The organism is Chryseobacterium sp. D764, from assembly GCF_019317325.1.
In the GTDB taxonomy this organism is placed as follows: Bacteria; Bacteroidota; Bacteroidia; order Flavobacteriales; family Weeksellaceae; genus Chryseobacterium.
Window position 1 is genome coordinate 3,221,876 of sequence record NZ_CP079219.1, and the last position, 25,075, is coordinate 3,246,950.

At 35.0% G+C, this 25,075-nt stretch carries 22 protein-coding genes; 6 read left to right on the forward strand and 16 right to left on the reverse strand.

The window, feature by feature from the left end:
- Positions 1 to 19: 19 nt before the first annotated feature.
- Both KYG33_RS14575 and KYG33_RS14580 read right to left on the reverse strand, forming a co-directional pair.
- A complete protein-coding gene (locus KYG33_RS14575) occupies positions 20 to 562 on the reverse strand; it encodes an NADAR family protein (RefSeq protein WP_180564864.1) in 543 nt (180 codons plus the stop codon).
- 326 nt (positions 563 to 888) lie between these two features.
- Positions 889 to 1,584: an NUDIX hydrolase gene (locus KYG33_RS14580; RefSeq protein WP_077413210.1), complete on the reverse strand. Its 696-nt coding sequence runs from the start codon at positions 1,582 to 1,584 to the stop codon at positions 889 to 891.
- A 123-nt stretch (positions 1,585 to 1,707) separates the two neighbouring features.
- Here KYG33_RS14580 and KYG33_RS14585 point away from each other — a divergent pair, with 123 nt between their 5' ends.
- Positions 1,708 to 2,349, forward strand: coding sequence for a DUF1579 domain-containing protein (locus KYG33_RS14585; RefSeq protein ID WP_077413211.1), 642 nt, complete (start codon positions 1,708 to 1,710; stop codon positions 2,347 to 2,349).
- Between the two features lie 53 nt (positions 2,350 to 2,402).
- On the opposite strand, the gene lepA is transcribed toward KYG33_RS14585, so the two are convergent.
- From lepA to KYG33_RS14610, 5 genes are all read right to left on the reverse strand, one after another.
- Positions 2,403 to 4,199, reverse strand: a complete 1,797-nt coding sequence (gene lepA / locus KYG33_RS14590; protein WP_077413212.1) for a translation elongation factor 4 — start codon at positions 4,197 to 4,199, stop codon at positions 2,403 to 2,405.
- Between the two features lie 122 nt (positions 4,200 to 4,321).
- Entirely contained in the window at positions 4,322 to 5,341 is a 1,020-nt protein-coding gene (locus KYG33_RS14595) for a hypothetical protein (RefSeq protein ID WP_219071982.1), read from the reverse strand.
- 100 nt (positions 5,342 to 5,441) lie between these two features.
- A complete protein-coding gene (locus KYG33_RS14600; RefSeq protein ID WP_077413214.1) occupies positions 5,442 to 5,951 on the reverse strand; it encodes a hypothetical protein in 510 nt (169 codons plus the stop codon).
- A 6-nt stretch (positions 5,952 to 5,957) separates the two neighbouring features.
- Complete coding sequence (locus tag KYG33_RS14605) at positions 5,958 to 6,500, reverse strand: hypothetical protein (protein ID WP_077413215.1); 543 nt, start codon at positions 6,498 to 6,500, stop codon at positions 5,958 to 5,960.
- 18 nt (positions 6,501 to 6,518) lie between these two features.
- On the reverse strand, positions 6,519 to 7,070 hold the full coding sequence (locus tag KYG33_RS14610) for an RNA polymerase sigma factor (protein WP_047380042.1): 552 nt from the start codon (positions 7,068 to 7,070) through the stop codon (positions 6,519 to 6,521).
- 182 nt (positions 7,071 to 7,252) lie between these two features.
- Here KYG33_RS14610 and KYG33_RS14615 point away from each other — a divergent pair, with 182 nt between their 5' ends.
- From KYG33_RS14615 to KYG33_RS14630, 4 genes are all read left to right on the forward strand, one after another.
- Positions 7,253 to 8,002 (forward strand): Rossmann-like and DUF2520 domain-containing protein, encoded by a 750-nt coding sequence (locus KYG33_RS14615; RefSeq protein WP_219071983.1) that lies wholly within the window; start codon positions 7,253 to 7,255, stop codon positions 8,000 to 8,002.
- The gene (locus KYG33_RS14620; protein WP_047380044.1) at positions 7,992 to 8,510 is read left to right on the forward strand and encodes a KdsC family phosphatase; all 519 of its coding nucleotides are present in this window, start codon (positions 7,992 to 7,994) and stop codon (positions 8,508 to 8,510) included. Before KYG33_RS14615 ends, KYG33_RS14620 begins: the two co-directional genes overlap by 11 nt.
- A gap of 8 nt (positions 8,511 to 8,518) precedes the next feature.
- Complete coding sequence (locus KYG33_RS14625; RefSeq protein ID WP_077413217.1) at positions 8,519 to 9,082, forward strand: Maf family nucleotide pyrophosphatase; 564 nt, start codon at positions 8,519 to 8,521, stop codon at positions 9,080 to 9,082.
- Between the two features lie 150 nt (positions 9,083 to 9,232).
- Positions 9,233 to 11,818, forward strand: a complete 2,586-nt coding sequence (locus KYG33_RS14630; RefSeq protein WP_180564869.1) for a tetratricopeptide repeat protein — start codon at positions 9,233 to 9,235, stop codon at positions 11,816 to 11,818.
- 66 nt (positions 11,819 to 11,884) lie between these two features.
- Here the strand turns inward: KYG33_RS14630 and tsaB are convergent, their stop codons facing one another.
- The 7 genes from tsaB to rpiB all read right to left on the reverse strand — a co-directional run bounded on the left by tsaB (position 11,885) and on the right by rpiB (position 18,651).
- Entirely contained in the window at positions 11,885 to 12,559 is a 675-nt protein-coding gene (gene tsaB, locus KYG33_RS14635; protein WP_219071984.1) for a tRNA (adenosine(37)-N6)-threonylcarbamoyltransferase complex dimerization subunit type 1 TsaB, read from the reverse strand.
- A 66-nt stretch (positions 12,560 to 12,625) separates the two neighbouring features.
- The gene (locus KYG33_RS14640; RefSeq protein WP_219071985.1) at positions 12,626 to 13,375 is read right to left on the reverse strand and encodes an SDR family NAD(P)-dependent oxidoreductase; all 750 of its coding nucleotides are present in this window, start codon (positions 13,373 to 13,375) and stop codon (positions 12,626 to 12,628) included.
- A gap of 80 nt (positions 13,376 to 13,455) precedes the next feature.
- Positions 13,456 to 13,827 (reverse strand): YraN family protein, encoded by a 372-nt coding sequence (locus KYG33_RS14645; RefSeq protein WP_077413221.1) that lies wholly within the window; start codon positions 13,825 to 13,827, stop codon positions 13,456 to 13,458.
- A gap of 40 nt (positions 13,828 to 13,867) precedes the next feature.
- On the reverse strand, positions 13,868 to 14,797 hold the full coding sequence (locus tag KYG33_RS14650; protein ID WP_180564872.1) for an LD-carboxypeptidase: 930 nt from the start codon (positions 14,795 to 14,797) through the stop codon (positions 13,868 to 13,870).
- Entirely contained in the window at positions 14,794 to 15,480 is a 687-nt protein-coding gene (locus tag KYG33_RS14655) for a LysE family translocator (protein WP_219071986.1), read from the reverse strand. Before KYG33_RS14655 ends, KYG33_RS14650 begins: the two co-directional genes overlap by 4 nt.
- 247 nt (positions 15,481 to 15,727) lie before the next feature.
- On the reverse strand, positions 15,728 to 17,881 hold the full coding sequence (gene rnr, locus KYG33_RS14660) for a ribonuclease R (RefSeq protein WP_077413224.1): 2,154 nt from the start codon (positions 17,879 to 17,881) through the stop codon (positions 15,728 to 15,730).
- A 335-nt stretch (positions 17,882 to 18,216) separates the two neighbouring features.
- On the reverse strand, positions 18,217 to 18,651 hold the full coding sequence (gene rpiB, locus KYG33_RS14665) for a ribose 5-phosphate isomerase B (protein WP_027372149.1): 435 nt from the start codon (positions 18,649 to 18,651) through the stop codon (positions 18,217 to 18,219).
- 643 nt (positions 18,652 to 19,294) lie between these two features.
- On the opposite strand from rpiB, the gene KYG33_RS14670 reads away from it, so the two are divergent.
- Positions 19,295 to 20,485 carry a phosphoglycerate kinase gene (locus KYG33_RS14670; RefSeq protein WP_219071987.1) on the forward strand — a complete coding sequence of 397 codons (1,191 nt, stop codon included), beginning with the start codon at positions 19,295 to 19,297 and terminating at the stop codon, positions 20,483 to 20,485.
- Between the two features lie 1,648 nt (positions 20,486 to 22,133).
- On the opposite strand, the gene KYG33_RS14675 is transcribed toward KYG33_RS14670, so the two are convergent.
- Together KYG33_RS14675 and mnmG are read right to left on the reverse strand one after the other, a co-directional pair.
- The gene (locus tag KYG33_RS14675; RefSeq protein WP_219071988.1) at positions 22,134 to 22,955 is read right to left on the reverse strand and encodes a class I SAM-dependent methyltransferase; all 822 of its coding nucleotides are present in this window, start codon (positions 22,953 to 22,955) and stop codon (positions 22,134 to 22,136) included.
- Between the two features lie 119 nt (positions 22,956 to 23,074).
- Positions 23,075 to 24,937 carry a tRNA uridine-5-carboxymethylaminomethyl(34) synthesis enzyme MnmG gene (mnmG, locus tag KYG33_RS14680; protein WP_219071989.1) on the reverse strand — a complete coding sequence of 621 codons (1,863 nt, stop codon included), beginning with the start codon at positions 24,935 to 24,937 and terminating at the stop codon, positions 23,075 to 23,077.
- Between the last annotated feature and the right edge of the window lie 138 nt (positions 24,938 to 25,075).

Sequence of the window (25,075 nt, forward strand, 5' to 3'; positions counted from 1 at the left end):
TTTGTATTGGTTATGTGTTTTAGTTTTTTAATTGATCTCTTACTTCCATTAAAGCAAATCCTAAGAGATTTTCTCCGTTCCATAATAAAGGATTTTCTGCTCTGCTGTCTGTTTCCAGCATTCCAATTCCCCAGATTCTGTCATAAGGACTCGCTTCCACAAGAATTTTATCTCCGGTTGACAAAAGAAAGTCTTTAAATTTCTGATTTTGAGAAAACTTCAAAAGATTTCCCTGAGTTACAATTTCATATTTATAATCATCCCAAAGTTTCGGATCAAAGTTTTTTACTTTTCGGCCTAAAGCTTTTGCCTGGTTAGGAGTAGCTGCCTTTAAGATTTCTTCTTCCGTTTCAGGATCATTAAATAACCTTGCTTTTCCGGCCATCATATAGTGCTCTGCCGTTTTATAAATGATCCCGTTTTCTTCAAATTTTCCGGGAAACCATTGGCTGAAGCATGATTTGGTTACCATATCTTTTGCCGTATGTCCCCAGAAAAAGAGAAATTTTATTCTTTCTTTCTTCTGAAACCGTTCTGTAATATTTTGTATGGTGTATTTCATGATTGCGTTATTTATACACAAATTTAAAATTTTATCAGTCTTTGCGCCAAATTTATTTGTGTTAATTTTACGCTAATATACATAAACTACTGATTTTCAGTTGTAAAAATTTATTTTATAAAACACGGATAACGCTAATTTTTATCACAATGACCCTAATCTTTAATTGATTTAGGCTAAAACTGATAGAATTTGATCATAAAAAACGGGCTAAAGCCCGTTCCTATTGAATGTATTTTGAGTGATTTTTCTTATATAATTCTTTTTTTTCTCCTATGCATTTGTGACCATTAGTGTAAACTAATTTGTGAAATTTGTGTTTAAAACTATTTAATTTCAAAATAAAAACCCTGTTCTTCAAGCTCTTTATATTTTTCTTTATTGAAAGTAAAAAGCTTTCCAGGTCTGCCACTTCCTTCTTTTTTAACATTATTCGTTTCGTTCAACAGTCCGTAACTCATGATTTTCTTACGGAAATTTCTTCTGTCGATTTCCTGTCCTACAATGGTTTTATAAAGATTTTCAAGGTCTGAAAAAGGAAATTCTTCGTTGAGAAGATTGAAACCGATCGGCTGGTATTGAATTTTTGTACGAAGTCTCTTTAAGGCAGTCTCAATGATTGTTTTGTGATCAAAAGCAACTGAAGGAAGTTTATTAATACTAAACCATTGTGCGTCTTCAGCATCAGAATCTGCAAACAATTCATGGTAAGATGGGTTCACAAGGCCCAGATATGCTACAGAAACTACTCTGTTTCTCGGATCGCGACCCAGATTACCAAATGTGTAGAGTTGTTCCAGAAAATCGGGTTTTATGCCTGCTTCTTCATAGAGTTCTCTTTTTACGGCTTCATCTACGCTTTCATCATCAAGAACAAGTCCTCCCGGAAGAGCCCATCCACCTTTAAAAGGTTCAATATTTCTTTTAATCAGAAGGATCTGAAGATCTTTTTTATCAAAATATCCGAAAATAACGGCATCTACAGCCACTTTTATATCCTGTAATTTTTTTGGAGACTCCATAAATTAATTTGCGTTACGAATACACAAAGTTACGATTTATGCTCAAATTAAAAAATAATTTCGGTTATAATAAAAGTTCCTATCTTTAAGTTATCATTCTAACCATCTTAAAACTAAATCATTATGAAAAATGTATTAACAATTCTTTTTATTGCTTTTTTATTAACAGCATGTGAGAAAGGAAAAACTACTGCTGCTAATACTACTGACAAAGCCGATTCTACTTCGACCTCTGAATGGAAACCTGTAGATTCTGCAACAGCTATGAAAGCCTGGATGGAGTATTCTACTCCTGGAGAAATGCACAAAATGCTGGCCAAATCTGATGGAACCTGGACTGGAGAAACAACAATGTGGATGGAAAACGGAGCAAAACCTATGATGAGTAAATCCGAGGCAACCAATAAAATGATGTATGGTGGACGTTATCAGATCACTAATCACAAAGGTGACTTTATGGGAATGCCTTTTGAAGGGATGAGTATTGTAGGATATGACAACTCAAAGAAGAAGTTTATCAGTACATGGATAGACAATATGGGAACGGGAATCATGCATGGAGAAGGAGAATGGAATGCATCCACAAAATCAGTTGAGTTTAAAGGAAAAATGACTGACCCTTCAAGACCAGGAAAAGATTGTGATTTCAGAGAAGTTTTCACATTTGTAGATGATAATAATCAAAAACTGGAAATGTACGGCCCTGATTCCAAAACAGGCAAAGAGTACAAAACCATGGAAATAAAATATACCCGTAAAAAATAAATCAGGAAATAAAAAAACCGCTTCATCTGAAGCGGTTTTTATTTTATAATGAATTAATCATTTAGTTTTAATACAGCCATGAATGCCGATTGCGGGACTTCTACTCTACCAATCTGTTTCATTTTCTTCTTACCTTCTTTCTGCTTTTCCAATAGCTTACGTTTTCTGGAAATATCTCCACCATAACATTTTGCGGTAACGTCTTTTCTTAAGGCTTTAATGGTTTCTCTAGCAATTACTTTGGCTCCCAATGCTGCCTGAACTGCAATATCAAACTGCTGTCTAGGAATCAGTTCACGAAGCTTTTCACACATTCTTTTACCAATGTAATAAGCATTAGAATCGTGAATCAATGAAGACAGTGCGTCTACCATGTCACCATTGATCAGGATATCCATTTTCACCAATTTAGAAGAACGCATTCCGATTGGGGAATAATCAAATGATGCATATCCTTTTGAAATAGATTTCAGACGATCGTAAAAGTCAAAAACAACTTCAGCCAAAGGCATATTGAATGTTAATTCCACCCTGTCTGCTGTTAAATAGCTTTGGTTTACAATTTCCCCTCTTTTCTCGATACAAAGCGTCATTACTGCACCCACAAAATCCGATTTGGTAATAATAGAAGCTTTTATATAAGGCTCTTCAACTCTGTCTAAAAGATTGGGATCAATCATTTCAGATGGGTTGTTGATTAACATTGCCGTTTCAGGATCTTTTTTAGAATATCCGTGATATGAAACGTTGGGAACTGTAGTAATTACATTCATATTAAATTCTCTTTCGAGACGTTCCTGCACGATTTCCATATGAAGCATTCCCAAGAATCCGCAACGGAAACCAAAACCTAATGCTGCAGAACTTTCGGGTTCAAACACCAAAGAAGCATCATTCAGTCTTAATTTTTCTAATGAGAATCTCAATTCTTCAAAATCTTCAGATTCAATAGGATAAATTCCTGCAAAAACCATTGGTTTTACTTCCTCAAAACCGTCAATTGCAGCAGCAGCAGGATTCACAAAAGAGGTAATGGTATCACCCACTTTCACTTCTCTTGCATCTTTAATCCCGGAAATAATATACCCTACATCACCACATTCAATTGTCTTTTTCGGAACCTGTTTTAGTTTTAAAGTTCCCACTTCATCAGCACCATATTCTTTTCCAGTCGCGAAAAATTTTATCTTCTCGTTTTTAGAAATACTTCCGTTTACTACTTTAAAATACGCTTCAATTCCTCTGAACGGATTGTAAACAGAGTCAAAGATTAGTGCCTGTAACGGAGCATTGGGATCTCCAACCGGTGCAGGAATTCTGTTGACAATCTGCTCAAGCAAATCATGAACCCCCTCACCTGTTTTTCCAGAAACTCTAAGAACATCTTCATATTTGCACCCTAAAAGGCCCATAATTTCGTCGGTTACTTCTTCAGGGTTTGCTGACGGAAGATCTATTTTATTAAGAATTGGAATAATTTCTAAATCATTTTCCAATGCCAGGTATAGATTACTGATGGTTTGTGCCTGGATACTCTGTGCAGCATCAACAATAAGAAGTGCTCCTTCACAGGCAGCAATAGAACGGGAAACTTCATAAGAAAAGTCAACGTGTCCCGGTGTATCAATAAGGTTTAGAATATATTTTTCTCCTTTATACTCATAATCCATCTGGATGGCGTGCGACTTGATTGTAATCCCACGTTCTTTCTCCAAATCCATATCATCAAGCGTCTGAGACTGTAGTTCTCTTTGGGTAACGGTATTCGTATACTCCAATAGACGGTCTGCCAGGGTACTTTTACCGTGGTCGATATGAGCGATTATGCAAAAATTTCGTATGTTTTTCATTTAAGAATCTTGTAATTTGCAAAGATAAGAAAATGCAAGAGAATTTTTCATTCTAATTCTTTCTTTTAACTGAAACACAGATAACAATAGGAAGAGAAGCTCAATTTTTCCCTTTTTCAATATTATTTGGTTTTACCAAAGTCTTCCGGCAACAGGTAATTTCCTGTAAAAGGATCAAGATAAACTTTGGGGCCTAAAGTATTCTTTTTTTTATTTGAGAGACTAACATCTATGACCGCGCCAATAACACCTCCCACCAAACCACCTGCAGCAACTCCAATGGTGACACCACTTGCAGTTGTTTCAGGAAATAGTTCTGCTTTTGTTACTTCAATAAAAACACCGTTCTCATCTTTAAAAATCTCAGTGTAACCAACAGGAATATTTTTATATGCTATTCCTTTATACACAAAAGCGTAAAAATGTCTTATCCCCGTTTTCTCCTCTCCTTTTACTGCTTTTGTCACCACTCCTTTATCATTAGCCTGCAAAGTAAATCCGGGTTCAGGATTATGGGTAAAGAAGCTGTAATAATCTTTGTACACCCCTTCTTTCAATTCGTTTGCGTTCAGGATGCTAAGTTTTTCTTTTAATAGAGAGCCATAGCTAGGAAGATCACTTTCTGAAACACTAAATTCCCATGGTTCTCCTTTATAAGATTCTTTAAACAGATCAGTAAGAATTAAAGTCGCTTTTCTGGACAGGCTTTGGGCTAAATAGGGCGTTATACGTGATGAAACTGTTGCTATTGTATCTTTTCTGTCAATAAAATGATATCCATCTTCTTTCTTAATAAATGTACTTGCTCTTAATTCAAGCTTTCCGATAGAGTATTTTTCTTTTTTGTCTTCTGAGATATTCAACCTTTCCAGCAAAAGAACCATGTCATCATTTCCTCTTACCGGATTGTATTTATAAAACCAATCTGTTATGTCTTTGCCGGCATTATTTTCGAAAATAATTTTCACCTCGTCTTTATGATACATGACCATTCCGACTTCCTGATTTGCTCTTTGATCTATCACCGTAAAACTTTTAATAGAGTTTTTATTATCTTTAATAGATTTTGAAAGATCAATTTTTTCTATTTTCTGTCCCAATAATACCATCGAAAATAATAAAAAGAAAAGTGTTTTTTTCATATGTGAACTTTCTGGTAAAAGTAATTTTTTTTGTTGTAAAAATTAAACGGCTCTCACAGAAAGATCTGTAAGAGCCGTCCAACATTAAAAAAATAAACTATTATGGGTTTTGTCTAGGTCCCGAAGCATTATTGTTTCCATGAGGTTTTCTTTCATCCATTTTATCCTTCATCATTTTCTCGGATTGAAACAACTTCAGAACTTTCTGGCAGGGAATTACCTGCTGCATTTTTTCTGCATATCTTTTTCTGTTATCTAACAGTTTTTGTCCTACTTCAAAGCTTTGCTGCAATTTGGCCTTTGCTTCTTCATCCGTTAGAGTTTCAGGATCAAAGCTTGAATTAAACTGACTTTTGATTTGCTTTTGGCTATCCAGATATTCGTTATACAATTGTGTAAATTCGGCTTTATCACCTGGATCGACATTCAGATTATCCATAATCATATTGTTCCTGAATTTTTTCAGGAGCTCTTTTCTCTCTTCCGGAGAAAGATTATTGATGACTTCTTTCCTTTCCTTAGGGTCCATCTTTTTCCAGTCGTAATCAGTCCTTTGGGCATTTAATCCAAAGCCATAAATAATCAAAAACGTCAATAATATCTTTTTCATTTTCTTTTAATTATAAATATCCAAATAAACGTCCTGAGTCGAATTACTTGCTAGCTCTGCAATTTCAGAGTTAGAAAACGAGTCCAGATATTCATTCATTTGTGTTTCTACTTTTTTATTCACGGTTTTCACCGGTTTGGGTGTCTCGATTGTTTTTTCAGTTTCGCTTACATTTTTAGAAGCATAAACATTGTTACTCTTTTGATTTCCAACTGTTTGATTATTATTTTCAACAGAAGTTAAATCAGATTTTAAAGTTTCGTAAGCAAGCTCGCCCTCTGTTTTTGGTTCTTTGGTATTGGCTGTATATGTTGTTTCAGAATTCAATCCTTTTTGCGTAGAATCATTATCTGAATTAAAAACATAAGTTGCTCCAAAGATCAAAGCCAGTGATGCCGCTGCAGCATACATCCAGTTCAGCTTAAAGACAGGTGCTTTTTTACTTGTCTTTATATCATTCATAACGTTCTCCTGAATATTTTCAAACATATTATCAGGAACTGTGTAAATGTTTTTACGCTCTAATTTTTCTATGTCGAACTCTTTCATCTTTGTTGGGTCAAAAAATTATCTTTCGTAATTTTCTTTAATATAATCTTCTATTTTTTGTTTGGCATAATGATAATTTGTTTTCAATGTTCCTACCGACATATCTACAATTTTTGATATTTCTTCGTAGGGTAAATCATCATAATACCGCATCATAAATACCAGTTTCTGCTTTTCGGGCAGGCTTTGTATGGCGTTCTGCAGCAAAAGCTGTATTTCTTCGGCATCTCCTTCCGTATTATCAGCTACAAGATTCTGCATGTGATACTCCGGATCTTCATCAGTTTTCTGCATCTTCTTCATTTTATTCACCTGCTGCAATGCTTCGTTGGTTGCAATTCTGTACAACCAGGTATACAACTGGCTATCATTTTTGAACTGATGAAAATTTTGATAAGCTTTAATAAAAGTTTCCTGCAAAGTATCCTGTGCAAGATCTCCGTCCACAATAATTCTTCTTATATGCCAGTACAATCTGCTTTGATAGGCATCCATCAAGGCCCGGACACCTTTATCCTGGGTCCGTGGATTCTGCATCAACGAAATAATTTCCGCGTCCTTAATCTTCATGAGATGCCTTACATTGTTTTGGATTACAAAAATAACTGAAAGTTAAATTAAAACTTCAATTTTCAATTTAAATATTTAAAATAATATGAGACACTTACGCAATAAACGTGCCTATATTGAAGTGTGAGATTTCTGAGGACATCTTCCTTTTCCGGCTCAGCTTAAAATCTTATATTTGTTATATGCAAATTGTAATCATCGGTTCCGGAAATGTTGCCTATCATATGGCAAAAGCTTTCACTTTGAAAAGTATTCCCCTGGCCCAGATTTTTGGCAGGAACGAAAAAGAATTGAGTAAGATTTCAGAAGAATTAAATATTCCTTATTCCACAGATCATCTGGAGGAAGCAGATCTTTATATCGTCTGTGTCAGTGATAATTCTATAGAAGAAGTTTCAAAGAGTATTTCCAGAAAAGACTGTTTGGTTGCCCATACATCAGGATCACTTCCAAAAGAAGCTTTGTCTGGTGAGTACAGGAAAGCAAGCTTCTACCCTTTGCAGACTTTTTCAAAATCAAAAGAACTGGAGTATGAAAAAATACCATTCTTCGTAGAAGCAGAAAATGAGGGAGATCAAAAAATATTGCTTGATCTCGCTTCACAGATTTCAGAGAAAGTAATGGAAAGCAGCCACGAAAAAAGAAAATACATTCATTTAACGGCTGTTTTCGCCTGTAATTTTGTGAATCATCTTTTTTCAAGAGCTAAAGAAATTTCGGATTCTCAGGATATTCCGTTTGATTATTTTTTACCGCTGATTGATGAAACGGTTCAGAAAATTTATGAAATTGAACCCAAACAGGCACAGACTGGCCCTGCAGTGAGAAATGATGTAAGAATTTTACAGCTGCATGAAAAGTTATTAAAAGACGAAAGTCTTAAAATTTATAAAACAATGAATCATTCTATTCAGGAAATGTATGAGTTATAAAGAGAAATTAAAAGATATTAAGGCATTTGTATTTGATGTTGACGGCGTTTTCACAGACGGAAGTGTTTATCTTCTTCCCGGAGGAAATATGTGCAGAGTAATGAATGTTCTGGACGGATATGCAGTAGTGAAAGCATTAAAAAACAATTATTTGATTGGAGTGATTACCGGTGGAAATGATGAAATGGTAAAACACAGAATCAATTACCTGGGTATCCAGGATTACTATCCGAAATCCCACAACAAAATAGATGATTTTGAAGATTTTAAGAAAAAACACAATCTTAAAAATGAAGAAATCCTGACTATGGGTGATGATCTTCCGGATATTCATATTATGGAAAGTTCGGCTATTGCGGCATGTCCTGAAAATGCAGTTCCTGAAGTAAAAGGAATCTCCGATTATATTTCCCCGAAAAAAGGAGGAACCGGAGCTGTACGTGATGTGATTGAACAGGTGATGAAGGTTCAGGGAAACTGGCATGACGATAATACTCAATCTGTATAATTACCGGTATGAAATTACTTTTAGCCTCTCAATCACCAAGAAGAAAGGAGCTTCTTTCCAACCTGGGTTTTGAATTTGAAGTTGTAAAAATAGACTGTGAAGAAATTCTTCCGGAACATATAAAAATAGAAGAAGCTGCAGCTTATCTATCTGATTTAAAAGCAGATGCTTTCAGACACTTGGAAGCAGATGAAGTTCTGCTGACCGCTGACACTGTTGTAGCTATTGATAATCAGATTCTTGGAAAACCTAAAGACGAAGCTGACGCTTACAAAATGCTTCAGAGCCTTTCTGGAAGGACCCATCAGGTTTATACGGGGATCACCATCAAAACTGCAGATAAATCCATTACAGAAACTGATGTTGCTGACGTTACACTTGATGAGCTCTCCGATGAGGAAATAAACTATTACGTTCAAAACTATAAGCCTTTTGATAAAGCGGGCAGCTATGGTATTCAGGAATGGCTGGGAATGGCAAAGATCACCAGCCTTACAGGAAGTTTTTATACCATTATGGGACTTCCTACTCATCTTGTTTATAAAATATTGAAAGAAACCTCCCTGATTTAAGAAATTATTGAAGTTTCGAATATCAGTTAAAGAAGAAATAAAATATTTCCACAAGAAATATAAATATTATTCATTATAAAATTTTATTATTTTTACAAAATCATCAAACTGCTGATAATAAAAAGCAGATTAGCAAGTTATAATTGAATAATGAAAAAGAATATATTATTCCTTTTAGTGATATGCCTTGTTGCTTCCTGTGCTACCAAAACAAAAAAGCCGGAGCAGCGATCAAAACTATTGAAAGGATTTTCCACATATTACAACACTCTTTTTAATGCGAAAGATGCGTTAAACAGTGAGTTTACAACCAGAGATAAGGGACATAAAGACAATTTTTATGCTCCTTATATACCTATTCTTACCTATGAAGAACAACCTTTGGGAAGTGATCTTGGACAATCAGAGGCTTTTGCCGAAAACTCCATGAAAATGGCTGAAGTAGCCAACAAACCTTCAGGAAGAGGAAATTCCGGAGTGCCGAATATCCCTGGCGGACCTCAGGGAAATACCCCTGCAAGGCCTGAAGGAGAACAAGGTAAAGGAGCTACTACACTTGAAATTGCGGAAGCAAAAGCTTTAAAAGCGATTAATAAATATTCTGTGACCAGAAATGGTGAAGAAAAAAACAAGCAGATTTTCGATGCCTATATGATTCTTGCCCAAGCGAGAATTTATAGAGGTAAATCCCTGGAAGCGCTGGATGCTCTTAATTATGTGTTCACCCATATGAAAGACGATAAAAGAATTGCACTGGCAAGAATTTATCAGGGGCTTGCCTATGACCAAATCAAAGATTATCACAGAGCTCATGAAACTTTTGCTAAACTGAAAGGAGAAGACATTAATAAAAGCTATGCAAAACTGCTGAGCATCTATTATTCTGAATCTCTGCTGGATGCAGGTAAAAAGGAAGAGGCAGCCAAAGAGCTTGATGAAGCTTTTGAACTGAACAGCAACAGAAAACTAAAGAGTAGAATTGCTTATCTGAGAGGCCAGGTTTTAGAAAATCTGAACCAGAATGATAAAGCAAGAGAAAGCTATACCGCAGCTTATAAATATGCCAATGATTTTGAATTTGAAGTAAAATCTCAGATTGCCATTGCTAAAACTTTTAATGGTAAAGGTGACTATGCCGGAGCCAAAAACTATCTGGAAGGAATCAGTAAAAAAGGTACTTATGGTTCCAGAAAAAATGAATTTTATTATGCTTTAGGCTTAATGGCCAACAAAGCAGGAAAAAAAGAAGAAGCCCAGCAATTCTTCAGAAAATCACTGTTTGAAAAGGTGTCTGACCCTCAGATCCGTGGATTGGCTTATTACGAAATAGGAAAAAGCTATCTTGACAAGAATGATTACATCGGGGCCGGAAGCTATTATGATTCTGCTCTTGCCGTAATGACGTATGAACCATCAAAAATCCTTTTAAAAGATCAGTCTGCCTACATCAAAAAGATTTCAAGGAATTATTATCTGATCAAAAAGAATGACAGTATTCTTTCACTGGCAAAGATGGATGAAGGCCAGAAAACAGACTATTTCACAAAATATATAGCAAAATTAAAGATTAAAGAAGAAAAAGAGGAACAGGAAAGAAGACGCGCAGAAAGGAACAAAGGATTTGATACCGGAGATTATAGCGCTAATTCTATTTTTGCTAACAGCTCCAATGCTTTTGAGGATTTCGGAGTAACTACCAAAGGATTTTACTTCGGAAATACCGGTACTGTAAGCAAAGGAACCTCTACCTTTAAACAAGTTTGGGGAGATCGTGCTCTTGCTGATAACTGGCGTTTTTCCAAGAAAATGGCTTCCATTGAAGATATGAAGAATGAAGCGTTGGGGGTAACTTCAGCACCTAATCCTAGACGTTTTGAACCTTCTTACTATATTGAGCAGATCCCAACAGATCAGGGTAAATTATCCCAATTGAAAAAGGACAGAGATACCGCTTCATTAGGTCTGGGAATCATGTATCAGAATTATTTTACCAACACTCCCCTGGCGACAAAAACGCTGTATGATCTTGTAGATGTAAAACCGGAAGAAAAGGTAATGCTACAGGCATTGTATGAAATTTTTGCCATGAATTATGAGAAAAATCCACAGGCATCTGAAAAAGCGAAACAAATTCTGTTGGCGGATTATCCTTACACTTCTTATGCTGAATTTGCCAGAAATCCTAAAAACAAATCGTTCGTAAAATCAACGGAGGAAGTTGAAAATGAATATAAAAAAGCATATGCCTTATTTGAATCGGAAAAATTTTTGGAAAGTAAGGAGGTCATAGATCAGACTCTTCAAAAATTTCCTAAAGATGCACTAGTTCCTAAATTGTACCTGCTCAATGCATTCAATGCAGGAAAATCCAGTGGAAAGGAAGTAATGATTCTGCAGCTTGAACAGATTGCCCTGAATTATTCTAAAACTCCTGAAGGGATAAGAGCTAAAGAAATGTTGATTTATCTGAAAAGCGACCTCAGCTTCCAGGCAACGGATAATAAAGGAAATGCCGTCCCTCAACAACCCGCAGGAGCACCTGTACAACCTAATGCCCAGAACACCGGCATTCCGCAAATGAACAATGGAAAAGTACAAAAGCTGGAAAATATCAGTACAAAAACTCTGAATATGGATCCTACTCCACAACAGGGAAATCCTGACCAGCAGCAGCAAAAAAATAAAAAATCAACAGAAACCAAACCTGGGTCAAAGGCACCGCCAAGACCTCAATAAAATAAAAAAGCGAAGATCTACTCTTCGCTTTTTTTATGCAGTTATTTATTATTTGAACTAATAATCTTACGGGTTCTTCTTCTTTACTCCATGGAAATCTTTGAGATAGAAAGGCTCAAAATAAGCCATATCTTCAAATTCTTTATTTCCTATTTTTTCCAATGTCTTTTTGATAAGATATTTCGCAGAAGGATACACATTCTCGTTAAAAACAGCATCAGGAAGATTCAGAATCTCTTTTGCTTTCTTGGCACCATCACCTACAAACAATACTTTTTTATCTCTGAATTCTTCAAAAGAAGTTTCGTCCAAAATCTTGGCTTCGGTCTCAGATAATTCTTTTCCCGTATTTCCATCATAAACGGCCGTATACACCTCCATTCTCCTCGCGTCAATCAAAGGCACTATAAAATCATAGTTATTGTCTAAAAAGGGCTCTATCATGCTTTCAAGGGAGTTTATAGCAATCAATGGAACTTTAAGACCATAGCAGAATCCTTTTGCAGAGGCTGCACCAATCCTCAAGCCTGTGTAAGATCCGGGACCTTTCCCCAAAGAAACGGCTTCGATATCTTTAAGAGCAATTCCAGCCCCTTCCAACGCCCATTCTACATAGGTATGAAGGCTTTCAGATTGTTTATAATTTTCAGAAACTTCTTCACATACACACAGCAGTTTTTCATTGTCTGATACCGCTACTGAACAGTTTTTGGAAGATGTTTCCAGATATAGAATTTTCATTTTTTTGTTTTAAGCTAAACAGCAAAATTGCTTTTAATATTCTGCAAATTTAGTCCATTATTTTGACTATTTTCTATAAATCGTTCTCGGTTCTGCCTGAGCACTCGGGTAGATTGTCATGTCTGAAACGGTAACATGTTTCGGAGCATTCACACAATAAGCAATGGCATCCGCAATGTCTTCAGCTTTCAGAGCATCATAGCCTGCATACACTGTTGAAGCTTTCTCACTGTCACCTTTGAATCTTACCAAAGAGAAATCGGTTTCTACAGCTCCCGGCTGAATATTGGTTACTTTGATCCCAAATTCCGTAAGCTCCAGTCTCATTCCTTCTGAAATCACGTCTACAGCTTTCTTCGTTGCACAGTACACTACTCCATTCGCATAGGTTTGTCTTGCCGCTACAGAACTTATATTTATTATATGACCTAAATTTTTAGTTTTCATAATCGGGATGATCATTTTAGAAACATAGAGTAGTCCCTTTACATTCCCATCAATCATAGAATCCCAGTCATCAGTCTTCCCGGCAGAAAGAGGGTCCAACCCATGAGCATTTCCTGCATTATTGATCAGAATATCAATTTCTTTCCAGTTTTCAGGAAGCGAATTAATGGCTGCTTCCACTTCTTTAAGATTCCTTACATCAAACAATAAACTAAATATTTCGGTATACTGAGATAGCTCTGATTTTACAGCTTCCAGTACTTCACTTCTTCTTCCACAGATGATGATTCTGTTTCCTTGTTTTGCAAGAAATTCTGCAGTGGCTTTACCTATGCCGGAAGTTGCTCCGGTGATTAATATTGTCTTCATAAAATTGCTTATTAACGATATGAATGGAATACTTTACCTAGAGTATGATATTATTCCCTTCATACATTGTTATTGATTTATTAATTTGCATCCAATGCCTGAAAAGCATCAGCTATGTGGTCAACTTTTAAGTTTCTGTTTTCATCAGGAAGAACGGAGATAATATCAAATCTGACTTCGTTATCTTTATTAAATTCTTCGAGATAATGATTGGCTGCAGAAACAATTGATTTTATTTTTGCTTTGGTTACAGCTTCCTGAGGGAGCATAAATGCATCAGTAGATCTTGCTTTCACTTCCACTATGATAATCAGATTATCTTTTTCAGCAATAATATCAATCTCCGCTTTTTGAAAACGGTAATTTCTCACAAGGATTTTGCAGCCTTTTTTCTGAAGATAACCGGCGGCCATATCTTCTGCTATTTTTCCAAAATCGTTGTGATCAGCCATATTTTGTATTTAAGAGTTTGAAGATAGGAGAGTCGTCTTTTTAAAATTCGAGCTTTACTTTAGTTCCAACTTTCATTTTAAGATTACCACCAATTAAAAGTGGCCGGTTATCTTTAATGTGTCCATTCGGGAAAGCAAATACTACAGGGAATTTATATTTTGAAATTCTCTCCGAGATCAGTTTATAGGCAAATTCATCAAAGCTTTCTTCATAGCTTTTATTTTCCTTTTCGTCTCCCATATTAGTCATCCCGCCAACGATAAGTCCTTTGATCTTACTGAAGACTCCTGCCAGCTCCAGACTCATAATCATGCGATCCAGGGCATAGAAATTTTCTCCGATATCTTCAATAAACAAGATTTTATCTTTAAAGTCAAAAGAATATTTTGTTCCTAAAAGGGCATAGATAAGGGCTAAATTTCCTCCAACCAATTCTCCTTCAATATTCCCTTCTTTATTGAATTGATTTGATTCAAGGGTGTATTTTGGAGTTTTTCCTTTGAGGATATCAAAGATCAGATCATAGCTTTCATCAGTAACGCCGAAACTTGATGTTTTAATGGTCTGCCCATGAATGGATGCAAAGCCTTTCTTTAACAGATAGCTTTGTATAACCGTATTATCAGAATAGCCGATATACCATTTTGGATTTTCTGTAAAACCCTTCATTTTTAGGTGCTGAATCAGGTGCTGACAGCCATAGCCTCCTCTGGAAGCCCATACCGCTCTGATTTCTGTATCATTTAAAGCCCAGTTGATATCTTTTATTCTTTCCTGTTCTGTTCCGGCATAATTATATCCGTTTGAAAATCTGGTGTAAAGATGTTCCCCGAGAACGGGGTCAAAACCTCTACTTTTAATCATTTCTATTCCCTTTTCCATTTGAGAGGCATCTACCGCTCCTGCAGGGGAAATAACAGCTATTTTGTCACCTTTTTTAAGGGACTTTGGAAAGATCATTTTTTTCATTCTGTTTTTTGATATTTTACTTCTTTCTTTTCTGCTTCCTCCAGTTGTCTTTCAAACTGATTGAACTTTTTGAAACTCTGCAGGAAGATAAAGAAACTGAAGATAATAAGAATACAGCCGACAACTCTTCTGATTTGGTTCGCCAGCTTTTGTGTTAATTTATCGTGAAATTGCTTGGCAAGAAATATTTTAGCAAGATCTATTGAAAGGTAAGTGGTCAGTACGATCCCTATGTATAAAATAAAACTGCTGGTGTCCGGATATTGATTCCTCACAGAAATTACCGTTACCAGCCAGAAAAGGATGACTCCTACATTCAAAAGATTAAAGAAAAAACCATTGAAAAATGTTTTAATATAATTTTGGCCAATAATCTTCTCTTCACCAGGCATATGCATCTTGGTTTTGGTAACCAACATCACAATCCCATAAATAAAAATAAGAATGGAAGTGATCCTGTAGAAGCCAGGATGTTTATCAATTAAAGCTACAATATCTGTACTGGCATAATACGCCGCTACAATACATAATAAATCTGCAGTGATAACTCCAAGATCCAATGATAAGGCATGTTTTGGGCCTCTGGAAAAGCTGGTTTCTATTAACAGGAAAAATATAGGTCCTATAAAAACCAAGCTCAGCATGAATCCTAATATGACCGCCGATAGTACAAGTTCTAGCATTTAATGTGTTTTAAAATGAAAAAAATTCATTTCGTTTTATACAAAGTTATACTTTATGATTTAATTATTCAATAAAGTTGTGATATATCAAGTGGATTTTAAGGAGAGTTTAATGTAAATTTTTTAAGAAAATAGGAGAGGAGGGTATATTCAAAAGTTTTTTGCTTCAAAAAATAAAAGGCTGAATGTTCATGAACATTCAGCCTCTTTATAATTTTATCTGGAGTCTTATTTTAATACCTATTTCTTACTTCACAATCTGGAAGTCAAGCTGCTTCTGGATCAGATTAGCTTTTACCACTTTGATCTGAACTTCATCTCCCAACTGATACTTGTTTCCGTGTCTTATTCCGTATACCGCATGGGATTTTGCATCATACATATATGAGTCGTCTACAAGGTCTCTAAGTTTGATCAGTCCCTCCGCTCCGTTTTCAGGAATTTCAACCCAGAAACCGAATTCTGCCACTCCGGAAATAACCCCTCTGAAAGTTTCTCCCAGGTGTTTTTCCATGAATTTCACCTGCATAAACTTGATAGAGTCTCTTTCCGCATCTGCAGCCAGTCTTTCCATGGCACTGCAGTGTTTTGCTTTATCTTCAAGTTCCCCTCTGTTTGGAGATTTTCCTCCGTCCAGATAATGCTGAAGAAGACGGTGTGCAAGCAAATCCGGATAACGACGGATAGGAGAGGTAAAGTGACTGTAATACTCAAAACCTAAGCCATAGTGGCCAATAGGTTCAGTAGAATACACCGCTTTGCTCATACTTCTCATTGCAAGTGTTTCAATCATGTTTTCTTCTCCTTTTCCTTTCACATCATGAAGAAGTTTATTTAAAGATGCGGCAACCTTTTTGGTATTGGCCAGATCCATTTTGTATCCGAAAGTAGCAACGAAGTCTCTTAACGATTCTAATTTTGCAGGATCCGGATCATCATGAACCCTGTAAATAAATGTATTGTTGGTGATTTCATCTTTTCTGCTCAGAGAAACATATTCAGATACTTTTTTATTGGCTAAAAGCATGAATTCCTCAATCAGGTGATTCGAGTCTTTGCTTATTTTAAAGTAAACTCCAATCGGTTCATTATTTTCATCAAGATTGAATCTTACTTCACTTCTGTCAAAAGTAATAGCACCTCTTCTTATACGTTCATTACGCATAATCTTTGCCAGCTTATCAAGAGTATTGATCTCTTCTGCCAGGTCTCCCTGCCCGCTTTCGATACGTTCCTGAGCTTCTTCATAAGTAAATCTTCTGTCTGAATGGATTACCGTTCTTCCAAACCACTGTTTCTGAATTTCAGCCTCGTCATTCAGTTCAAAAACTGCTGAAAAAGTATATTTATCTTCGTTAGGACGAAGGGAACAAACATCATTACTCAAAACTTCCGGCAGCATCGGAACAACTCTGTCAACAAGATATACTGAAGTAGCTCTCTTATATGCTTCATCATCAAGAATAGTTCCCGGAACTACATAATGAGATACATCAGCAATATGAACACCAATTTCCCAGTTGCCATTTTCCAGTTTTCTTATGGATAAGGCATCATCAAAATCTTTCGCATCCTTAGGGTCAATCGTAAATGTACAGATGTTACGCATATCCCAACGCTTTGCAGCTTCTTCATCAGTAATACTTCTGTCTATTTTATCGGCATCGGCCTCAACTTCCTGTGGAAATTCGTAAGGCAGGCCATATTCTGCAAGAATAGAGTGGATCTCTGTTTCGTGTTCTCCCGGAGCACCCAGCACCTTGATAATTTCTCCTTCAGGGTTTTTATCTCCAGGTCTCCATTCAGTCATTTTTACGATGACCTTATCTCCATCTTCAGCATTGTTGAACTTCGCTTTTGAAATAAAGATGTCTGTATTGATTGATTTTTTATCGCAAACAACGAAGCCGAAATCTTTATGAGCCACCTTCTGAAATGTTCCTACAAATTCAGTTCTGGTACGTTCCAAAACCTCCAGAACGGAACCTTCCAATTTCTTTCCTTTATAATGATAAGTTATAATAAGAACCTTATCTCCCTGCAGAGCATCCTTCACATTTTTGGCGTGAATGAAGACATCATCTTCCAATCCTTCCACATTTACGTAAGCATTTCCACTTTGGTTGAAGTCAATAATTCCAGTAAGCGTTCCTGCAATTTTCAGGTTCACTATATATTTTCCTTTTTCTACTTCTTTGATCTTTTCAGATCCCTGAAGTTTGTGCAGTGCCTGGATGACAAGTTCTCTTTGTCTTGGATTTTTGTAATCTATTCCATCAGCGATCTGCTTATAATTATAAATTTTTGATGAATTCGCATTCATAAAACGGAGGATCAATCTTCCGATCTCCATCATTTTTAAATCATTTTTATGACTTATATATTTTCTTTTTTTTGGCATTTTTAATTTTCTTTTAATTATTTTGGTCTTACTTAAAATAAAACCTTTCTATAAATCTTCCCCGTTCATTCCTTATAAAGGTTATTCAATTTCATCATTAGATTCTTTCCGTACATCATCAGAAATTATCTTTCAGTTTACTTAGAACGGGAGCTTTAGTTTTGTATAAATTTAATACAATTCTTGAGAAGAAAAGAGAAAAACCTTCTATTAAATATGTTTCAAATATAAGAAAGGCTTTAGAGAATAATAGAATGTAATTTCTATTGGACACTGCAAATATACGAATAAAAAATAAATAAGGCTTGTAATGTAATTTACAAGCCTTAGTATATTTAGCAAACTGCAATTTTATCAACTCTGTTCTGGTGTCTTCCACCTTCGAAATCTGTTGAAAGAAATTTATCTACAATCTCAATCGCCAGTTCCTTTGATATAAATCTCGCAGGCATTGAAATCATATTGGCATCATTATGCTGTCTTGCCAGCGTTGCAATCTCCGGCATCCAGCAAAGAGCGCATCTTATTTTCTGGTGTTTGTTTGCAGTGATCTGAACCCCGTTTCCGCTTCCACAGATAAGAATTCCAAGCTCATTTTCTCCGTTTTCCACAGAGGTTGCAGCAGGGTGTACAAAGTCCGGATAATCCACACTGTTTGTGGAAAACGTTCCAAAATCCTGAACTTCAAATCGTTCTGAAAGATAGTTCTTAACAATCTCCTTATATTCATAGCCTGCATGGTCCGCTGCAATAGCAATTTTTCTTTTCATAATACTCTTATTAAGCTTTATTAGATTTTATTTCCTTACAAAGGTAAGAATAATAACAATTCGTGTTAGTAAACCCTGAGTTAATTGTTAAGAGGTATGTTAATAACTGTGGAAAACTTTTCTCAACTTTCTATTTTTAAAGATCAATTTATTTCGTAATAGAAATTCTTTCCGCAAATTTTCACCATAACTTTCCAGATGTTTTCTTCAGCTATCCCCAGATTTTTCCATAATAAAATAACTAATAATGGCTTGATCTCAAAGTTACCAACATTTGTTAGTAAGTATGTGAAATAGCGGGTTTACAAGAATTTATATTGTGAGTTAAATATGAATTGAATAAAAGTTGAATGTTATCAATTTTTAGCCTAAAACTTATCCCCGAAACTAACAACACACAACAACAACTACATTATTCTTTTTTTATAAAGAGAAAAAATTGTTGATTAATGGGTGATTGGGTTCGGGGAAAGTTTTTGAAAACTTTTATTTTAATCAATCTGTTGAAAAAGTTTAAAACCTTACATTTGTGAAACGAAAATTCAATGAGTTTCATGAATTTGTCTCCGCTGGATTTGCGGAAATGCAAACCGGGATCTGGCCAGCGAGACTTCATAGAACTTTGACAAAAATAAATCTGCTTATGAAAACAATCAATGATTTCAATTTTAAAGATAAGAAAGCTCTGGTAAGAGTGGACTTCAATGTTCCTCAGGACGATCAGCTGAAGGTGACAGACAATACAAGAATTGTTGCTGTAAAACCAACAGTGGAAAAGATCCTTAATGATGGTGGTTCTGTCATCTTAATCACACACCTTGGAAGACCAAAGGGAGAAGTGAAAGATGAATTTTCTCTTAAACATATTCTTGGCGAAGTTTCTGCTGTTCTTGGACAGGAGGTAAAGTTTGTTGATGAATGTATCGGAGAAAAAGCGGAACAGGCTGCTGCAGATCTGAAACCAGGGGAGATCTTATTATTGGAAAATGTACGTTTTCATAATGAAGAAGAAAAAGGAGATGCAGGTTTTGCTGAGAAACTTTCTAAACTAGGAGATGCTTATGTAAATGATGCATTCGGGACTGCACATAGAGCTCATGCTTCTACAGCAGTAATCGCTCAATATTTTCCTTCAACTAAATATTTCGGTTTTTTAATAGCTAATGAACTTAAAGCTATTGATAAAGTATTAAAGAGTGGTGAGAGACCTGTTACAGCTATCCTTGGTGGTTCTAAAGTTTCAACTAAAATCACCATTATAGAAAATATCCTTCCTGCTGTTGACAATCTGATCATCGGTGGAGGGATGGCATTTACCTTTATTAAGGCTCTTGGAGGAAAAATTGGTAATTCTTTAGTAGAAGAAGATAAACTTCCTTTAGCTCTTGAGATTTTAGGCAAAGCAAAAGAACATAAAGTAAAAGTATATCTTCCTTCTGATGCTATTATCGCTGAAAGTTTTAGTAATGATGTGGAAAGAAAAGAAGCTGATATCTATGCAATCCCTGAAGGATGGATGGGCCTTGATGCAGGCCATAAATCAAGAGATCAGTTTAATGATGTATTGTTAAATTCGAGAACTATTCTTTGGAATGGGCCAATCGGAGTTTTTGAAATGTCAAATTTTGCTGGCGGAACTGTTGCATTAGGTGAGAGTATTGCAGAGGCTACCAGATTAGGAGCTTTCTCTTTAGTTGGAGGAGGAGACAGTGTTGCTTTTGTTAAGCAATTCGGATATGCGGATCAGGTAAGTTATGTTTCTACCGGTGGTGGTGCCATGCTTGAAAGTCTTGAAGGACTTGAGTTACCAGGTGTAGCTGCAATCAACAATTAAATAAAAATTAAAGATATTTTATAGCCTGCTAATTATATTAGCAGGTTTTTTTGTTTTTGAATTTATAAAAAATTCCTTTATTGATCGGATTTTTCATAGTATCTTAGATATAACCTGTAGTTATATTGGTTTGACTTGAATTCGCTTTCAGTCACTTAGGTATTTAATAAATTGTGTGCTTAGTTTTTCTTTTTAAAATTTGGGATTAGAAAGAATGTGTTCTTGTTTTCATAACCAGATTTTTGTGATAGATTAGCTATGATTTTTGATATGAATTTGTATTTTTTTGAGAGATCATGATATCTTTTTTTTATTAATTATCATGTTGCATTTTACAAACATTAGATTGATAAAATGACGTGATGTGACATAAAATTTCTGAAAGCTAAGAGTATTTTCTGATAACAATTTTTTGCCGAAGAATCTGTGATTGCTTAAATTGGATCTTGGAGTTTCATTGAACCTTTAAACTCTATAATAATTTAGGTAATTATATACAACTTTGCATTAATCCTGCTATATTACTATTGTGACGCTGTCATTCTGGATGTAGCGTAGTGAAATGAGGAATCTAAGCTTTACATGAGATTTTTCCTTCGTCAGAAATCGATGATTCGTCCATAGTCAATGACAATGGTGTAAAATTCAATTGTCACCATAATTTACATATGTATGTGACTTGTTAGTATTTTTTTTAATTTAAAGAGCAAGTTTTATATGTTTAAGCTTTATTTTTATCTGAATTTTATATTTTTTTATTTCACATATTAATGATAGTGTTGTAATGTATTGTATATCAGTTTTTAAACTATTTTTTATTGTTAAATTATATGCTGTTTTTACTTTAAAGGGTAGTTAAAAATTAGAAATTATTTATTGAATACTATAAAATGAAGGATGAACTCAGTTTTCAAGAAAAATAATTTCAAGAATTTTTTTGAAATATATTTGCTTTACTCTTTTCTGCAACCAGTAATTTTTTTCGGTACTTTTTATTTTATCAGAATTTTCAACTTCATTATTTTTTTGAACTTTAAATTAACCTAAAGAATTTCTTTGAAAATTTTTTATGTGAAAGATAGAATAGAGTAGGGGAGTTTTATATTCCGGATTTTAAATTTCCTTTTCTGGTTGAACATAAAATTTTTTGACTAAACAGATTTTAGATTTTGGATTTGATCAAAAAGAAATTTACTAAGGCTCTTAATTTTTTATTTTTTCCAATGAAGTCCCCAAAAATCGACCTTTATAATCACCTTTAAAATCTAAAAACTAAATTTTCCCGAGTATTTACATCTTGAGTAATTTTGAATCAAGATTTGCACCTTTTTTGTCAGGATTTAATTTCTAATATCTGTTTTTGTGTTTTTTGGATCAATTTTGTTCAGAAACTGGAAAGTAGATAAATGATTAAAGCAATACTTTAACTGAATCAAGAATAAGAGTTCTTGTTTTTTCTTTTTTAATTGAAATGGAGTAGGGGAGTATTTATTATAAAAATTATAAGGATCTTAAATTTTTAAGTTTCCTTTTTCTAAATGATTTTAGTTGAAAAATAGAAAACTCAGGAGAAAAATCCTGAGTTTTTATTTTTTAAGCCTTGAAATGCTAAAATCCGACCTTCATAAATGGGTCAAAAATCTACTTTCTATCTTTTTTCGATAATGTATATCAAACTTGAAAATTCGTTGGAAAATAATGCTTTTACGTTTGAAATTGTTCCGTAGACTACTGCTTTTACCCAAAACAGGGGTGATTTTTTGTATTTTTCGCTCAACATTGAGATGTAATAGGAGTCTAGCACTAAAGGTTTTATTTTTCTCATTTTCCAGTTTGGTTTTTTTGAAATCAGATTTTCCATTCCAACTTTTGAAAAATGATAAATGTGTCTGGGTACATCATAGGCGGCCCAATATTCTTTATAATGTTTTGCATCATATGAAGTAGGGTTGGGAACAGCAATAATCAGAATTCCTTTTTCTTTTAATTTCCCGTGAAATGCACTAAGCATTTCATCCTGGTTCTCGATATGTTCAAACACATGCCATAGGGTAATAGCATCTAAGCTGTTTTCTTCAATTGCATTGATATTATCTAATATAGAAGCTTTCGTTATTTTTCCTTGTGCTGCTTTTCTTGCATCTGCATCTGGTTCAAAACCGAAAGTTTCAAAATCATTTTCTATAAATTTAACAAATTCTCCGGCACCGCATCCATAATCAAGAACTTTTGATCCTTTTTTTATTCTGTCTACCAATACATTTTTCTTGTATTGAAGATTAAAAGACTGAAGGAATTTATAAAGCTTTTCTTTCAGACTTCCGGAATCCTGATGATGAGAAATGTAATCTTCACTTTCATAATATCTGGAAATGTCAGATGGAATAGGAGTGGTCTTGAAGACTCCTTTTGTTTCTGTCTCTTTAATTTCAAAAATTTCCTGTGAAAGAAAATGATCTTTTATTTTCATTGAAATCGTTATCTTTTATATTGTAAAAAAAATTAAGATATCCAGAGCTTGATGTATGCTCACAAATACCTTAATTTTTGCTTTATTATTTTTTATGTTTCACGTGAAACATATCTTTTTTAACGTCCTAAATAGACTAGTAAAACGTTGATATCGGCTGGAGAAACTCCACTTATTCTTCCTGCCTGGGCAATAGTCTTTGGACGTACGTTAGACATCTTCTGTTTTGCTTCTGCAGAAAGACTGGAAAGCTTTGTGTAATCAAAATCCTCAGGAATTTTAATATTTTCCAGACGGTTTAGTTTGGCTACATTTTCTTTTTCTTTCTCAATATATCCTTTATATTTAATATTGATCTCAGCCTGTTCTCTTATTTCATTGTTGTATTGGCTTGAAACTTCTTTAATGAAATCAATTTCATCCAGTTTTCCTAATGTCATATGAGGTCTGGTAAGAATTTGTGCTGCTCTATATGCCTGATCTACCGGATTGCTTTCTATAGATTCAAGAACAGGGTTGATGATACCTGGTTTTAAAGAAGTTTCGCGAAGGAATTCTTCAAGTGCTTGACTTTCAGATACTTTAGTTTCCATCCTTCTTAATCTGTCTTCTTTTGCCAATCCTAAGTGGTAAGCTTTTTCAGTTAATCTGATATCTGCATTATCTTGTCTCAAAAGAAGCCTGTATTCGGCACGTGAAGTGAACATTCTGTAAGGCTCTTCAGTTCCTTTTGTGATAAGATCATCTATTAAGACTCCGATATAAGCTTCATCTCTGTTTAGAATGAAATCGCCTTTTTCATGAACTTTATTGTGAGCATTGATGCCGGCGATTAATCCTTGGCCTGCTGCTTCTTCATATCCTGTTGTTCCGTTGATCTGTCCTGCGAAATATAAATTATCAATTAATTTTGTTTCCAGGGTATGTTTTAATTGGGTAGGAGGGAAGTAGTCATATTCAATTGCATAACCTGGGCGGAACACTTTTACGTTTTCAAATCCAGGAATATGTTTCATTGCTTTGACCTGTACATCCTCAGGGAGAGAAGAACTGAATCCGTTTACGTAGATCTCTACAGTTTTCCATCCTTCCGGTTCTACGAATAGCTGGTGTCTGTTTCTTTCTGCAAAACGGTTGATCTTATCTTCAATACTTGGGCAGTATCTTGGACCTAAACTTTGAATTGTACCATTGAACATTGGGCTTCTGTCAAAACCTTCTCTCAAAATATCGTGTACTGTTTCGTTCGTATATACGATATGGCAGCTTAATTGTTTTGTCAATTTTGGAGTGTCAAGATAGCTGAACTTTTGAGGATTTTCATCTCCTTTTTGTTCTTCCATTTTTGAGTAATCCAAACTTCTTCCATCTACTCTTGGTGGAGTACCGGTTTTCATTCTTCCTGCTTCAAATCCTAAAGTGACCAATTGTTCTGTAATTCCAAATGCTCTTGGTTCACCCATTCTTCCTCCGCCTAATTGTTTATCTCCAACGTGAATTAAACCATTAAGAAAAGTTCCGTTAGTAAGAACTACCGATTTTGCTTTAATCTCAATTCCTAAAGAAGTAACTACTCCGGTTACTTTGTTATTTTCAACAATCAGTTGTTTCACCATATCCTGAAAGAAATCAAGATTGGGTGTATTCTCTAATGCTAAGCGCCATTCTTCGGCAAAAAGCATTCTGTCATTTTGGGTTCTCGGAGACCACATCGCAGGACCTTTTGAAAGATTCAGCATTTTGAATTGTATAGCAGATTTGTCTGCTACAATTCCGGAATATCCTCCCATTGCATCAATCTCTCTTACGATCTGTCCTTTTGCGATTCCGCCCATTGCCGGGTTGCAACTCATCTGTCCGATGGTCTGCATATTCATTGTAACGAGTAGTGTTTTTGAACCTAGGTTGGCAGCGGCTGCTGCTGCTTCACAACCTGCATGTCCGGCACCTACTACTATTACATCATATATTTCTGAAATCATTTTTATCTCGCTTGTTTTAAGCTTTAAACCTTATCTTTATAACCAATGTTTCACGTGAAACATTTTTGAAGAATGCACTCTAGGTAAAGTTATATTATTACTAGAATTGAGTACTTTAGATATGGGACTTTAAGTGAT

Coding starts and splice junctions, on each gene's coding strand:
- KYG33_RS14575 (WP_180564864.1), bottom strand. CDS start 562: ATGAAATACACCATACAAAATATTACAGAACGGTTTCAGAAGAAAGAA.
- KYG33_RS14580 (WP_077413210.1), bottom strand. CDS start 1,584: ATGGAGTCTCCAAAAAAATTACAGGATATAAAAGTGGCTGTAGATGCC.
- KYG33_RS14585 (WP_077413211.1), top strand. CDS start 1,708: ATGAAAAATGTATTAACAATTCTTTTTATTGCTTTTTTATTAACAGCA.
- lepA (WP_077413212.1), bottom strand. CDS start 4,199: ATGAAAAACATACGAAATTTTTGCATAATCGCTCATATCGACCACGGT.
- KYG33_RS14595 (WP_219071982.1), bottom strand. CDS start 5,341: ATGAAAAAAACACTTTTCTTTTTATTATTTTCGATGGTATTATTGGGA.
- KYG33_RS14600 (WP_077413214.1), bottom strand. CDS start 5,951: ATGAAAAAGATATTATTGACGTTTTTGATTATTTATGGCTTTGGATTA.
- KYG33_RS14605 (WP_077413215.1), bottom strand. CDS start 6,500: ATGAAAGAGTTCGACATAGAAAAATTAGAGCGTAAAAACATTTACACA.
- KYG33_RS14610 (WP_047380042.1), bottom strand. CDS start 7,070: ATGAAGATTAAGGACGCGGAAATTATTTCGTTGATGCAGAATCCACGG.
- KYG33_RS14615 (WP_219071983.1), top strand. CDS start 7,253: ATGCAAATTGTAATCATCGGTTCCGGAAATGTTGCCTATCATATGGCA.
- KYG33_RS14620 (WP_047380044.1), top strand. CDS start 7,992: ATGAGTTATAAAGAGAAATTAAAAGATATTAAGGCATTTGTATTTGAT.
- KYG33_RS14625 (WP_077413217.1), top strand. CDS start 8,519: ATGAAATTACTTTTAGCCTCTCAATCACCAAGAAGAAAGGAGCTTCTT.
- KYG33_RS14630 (WP_180564869.1), top strand. CDS start 9,233: ATGAAAAAGAATATATTATTCCTTTTAGTGATATGCCTTGTTGCTTCC.
- tsaB (WP_219071984.1), bottom strand. CDS start 12,559: ATGAAAATTCTATATCTGGAAACATCTTCCAAAAACTGTTCAGTAGCG.
- KYG33_RS14640 (WP_219071985.1), bottom strand. CDS start 13,375: ATGAAGACAATATTAATCACCGGAGCAACTTCCGGCATAGGTAAAGCC.
- KYG33_RS14645 (WP_077413221.1), bottom strand. CDS start 13,827: ATGGCTGATCACAACGATTTTGGAAAAATAGCAGAAGATATGGCCGCC.
- KYG33_RS14650 (WP_180564872.1), bottom strand. CDS start 14,797: ATGAAAAAAATGATCTTTCCAAAGTCCCTTAAAAAAGGTGACAAAATA.
- KYG33_RS14655 (WP_219071986.1), bottom strand. CDS start 15,480: ATGCTAGAACTTGTACTATCGGCGGTCATATTAGGATTCATGCTGAGC.
- rnr (WP_077413224.1), bottom strand. CDS start 17,881: ATGCCAAAAAAAAGAAAATATATAAGTCATAAAAATGATTTAAAAATG.
- rpiB (WP_027372149.1), bottom strand. CDS start 18,651: ATGAAAAGAAAAATTGCTATTGCAGCGGACCATGCAGGCTATGAATAT.
- KYG33_RS14670 (WP_219071987.1), top strand. CDS start 19,295: ATGAAAACAATCAATGATTTCAATTTTAAAGATAAGAAAGCTCTGGTA.
- KYG33_RS14675 (WP_219071988.1), bottom strand. CDS start 22,955: ATGAAAATAAAAGATCATTTTCTTTCACAGGAAATTTTTGAAATTAAA.
- mnmG (WP_219071989.1), bottom strand. CDS start 24,937: ATGATTTCAGAAATATATGATGTAATAGTAGTAGGTGCCGGACATGCA.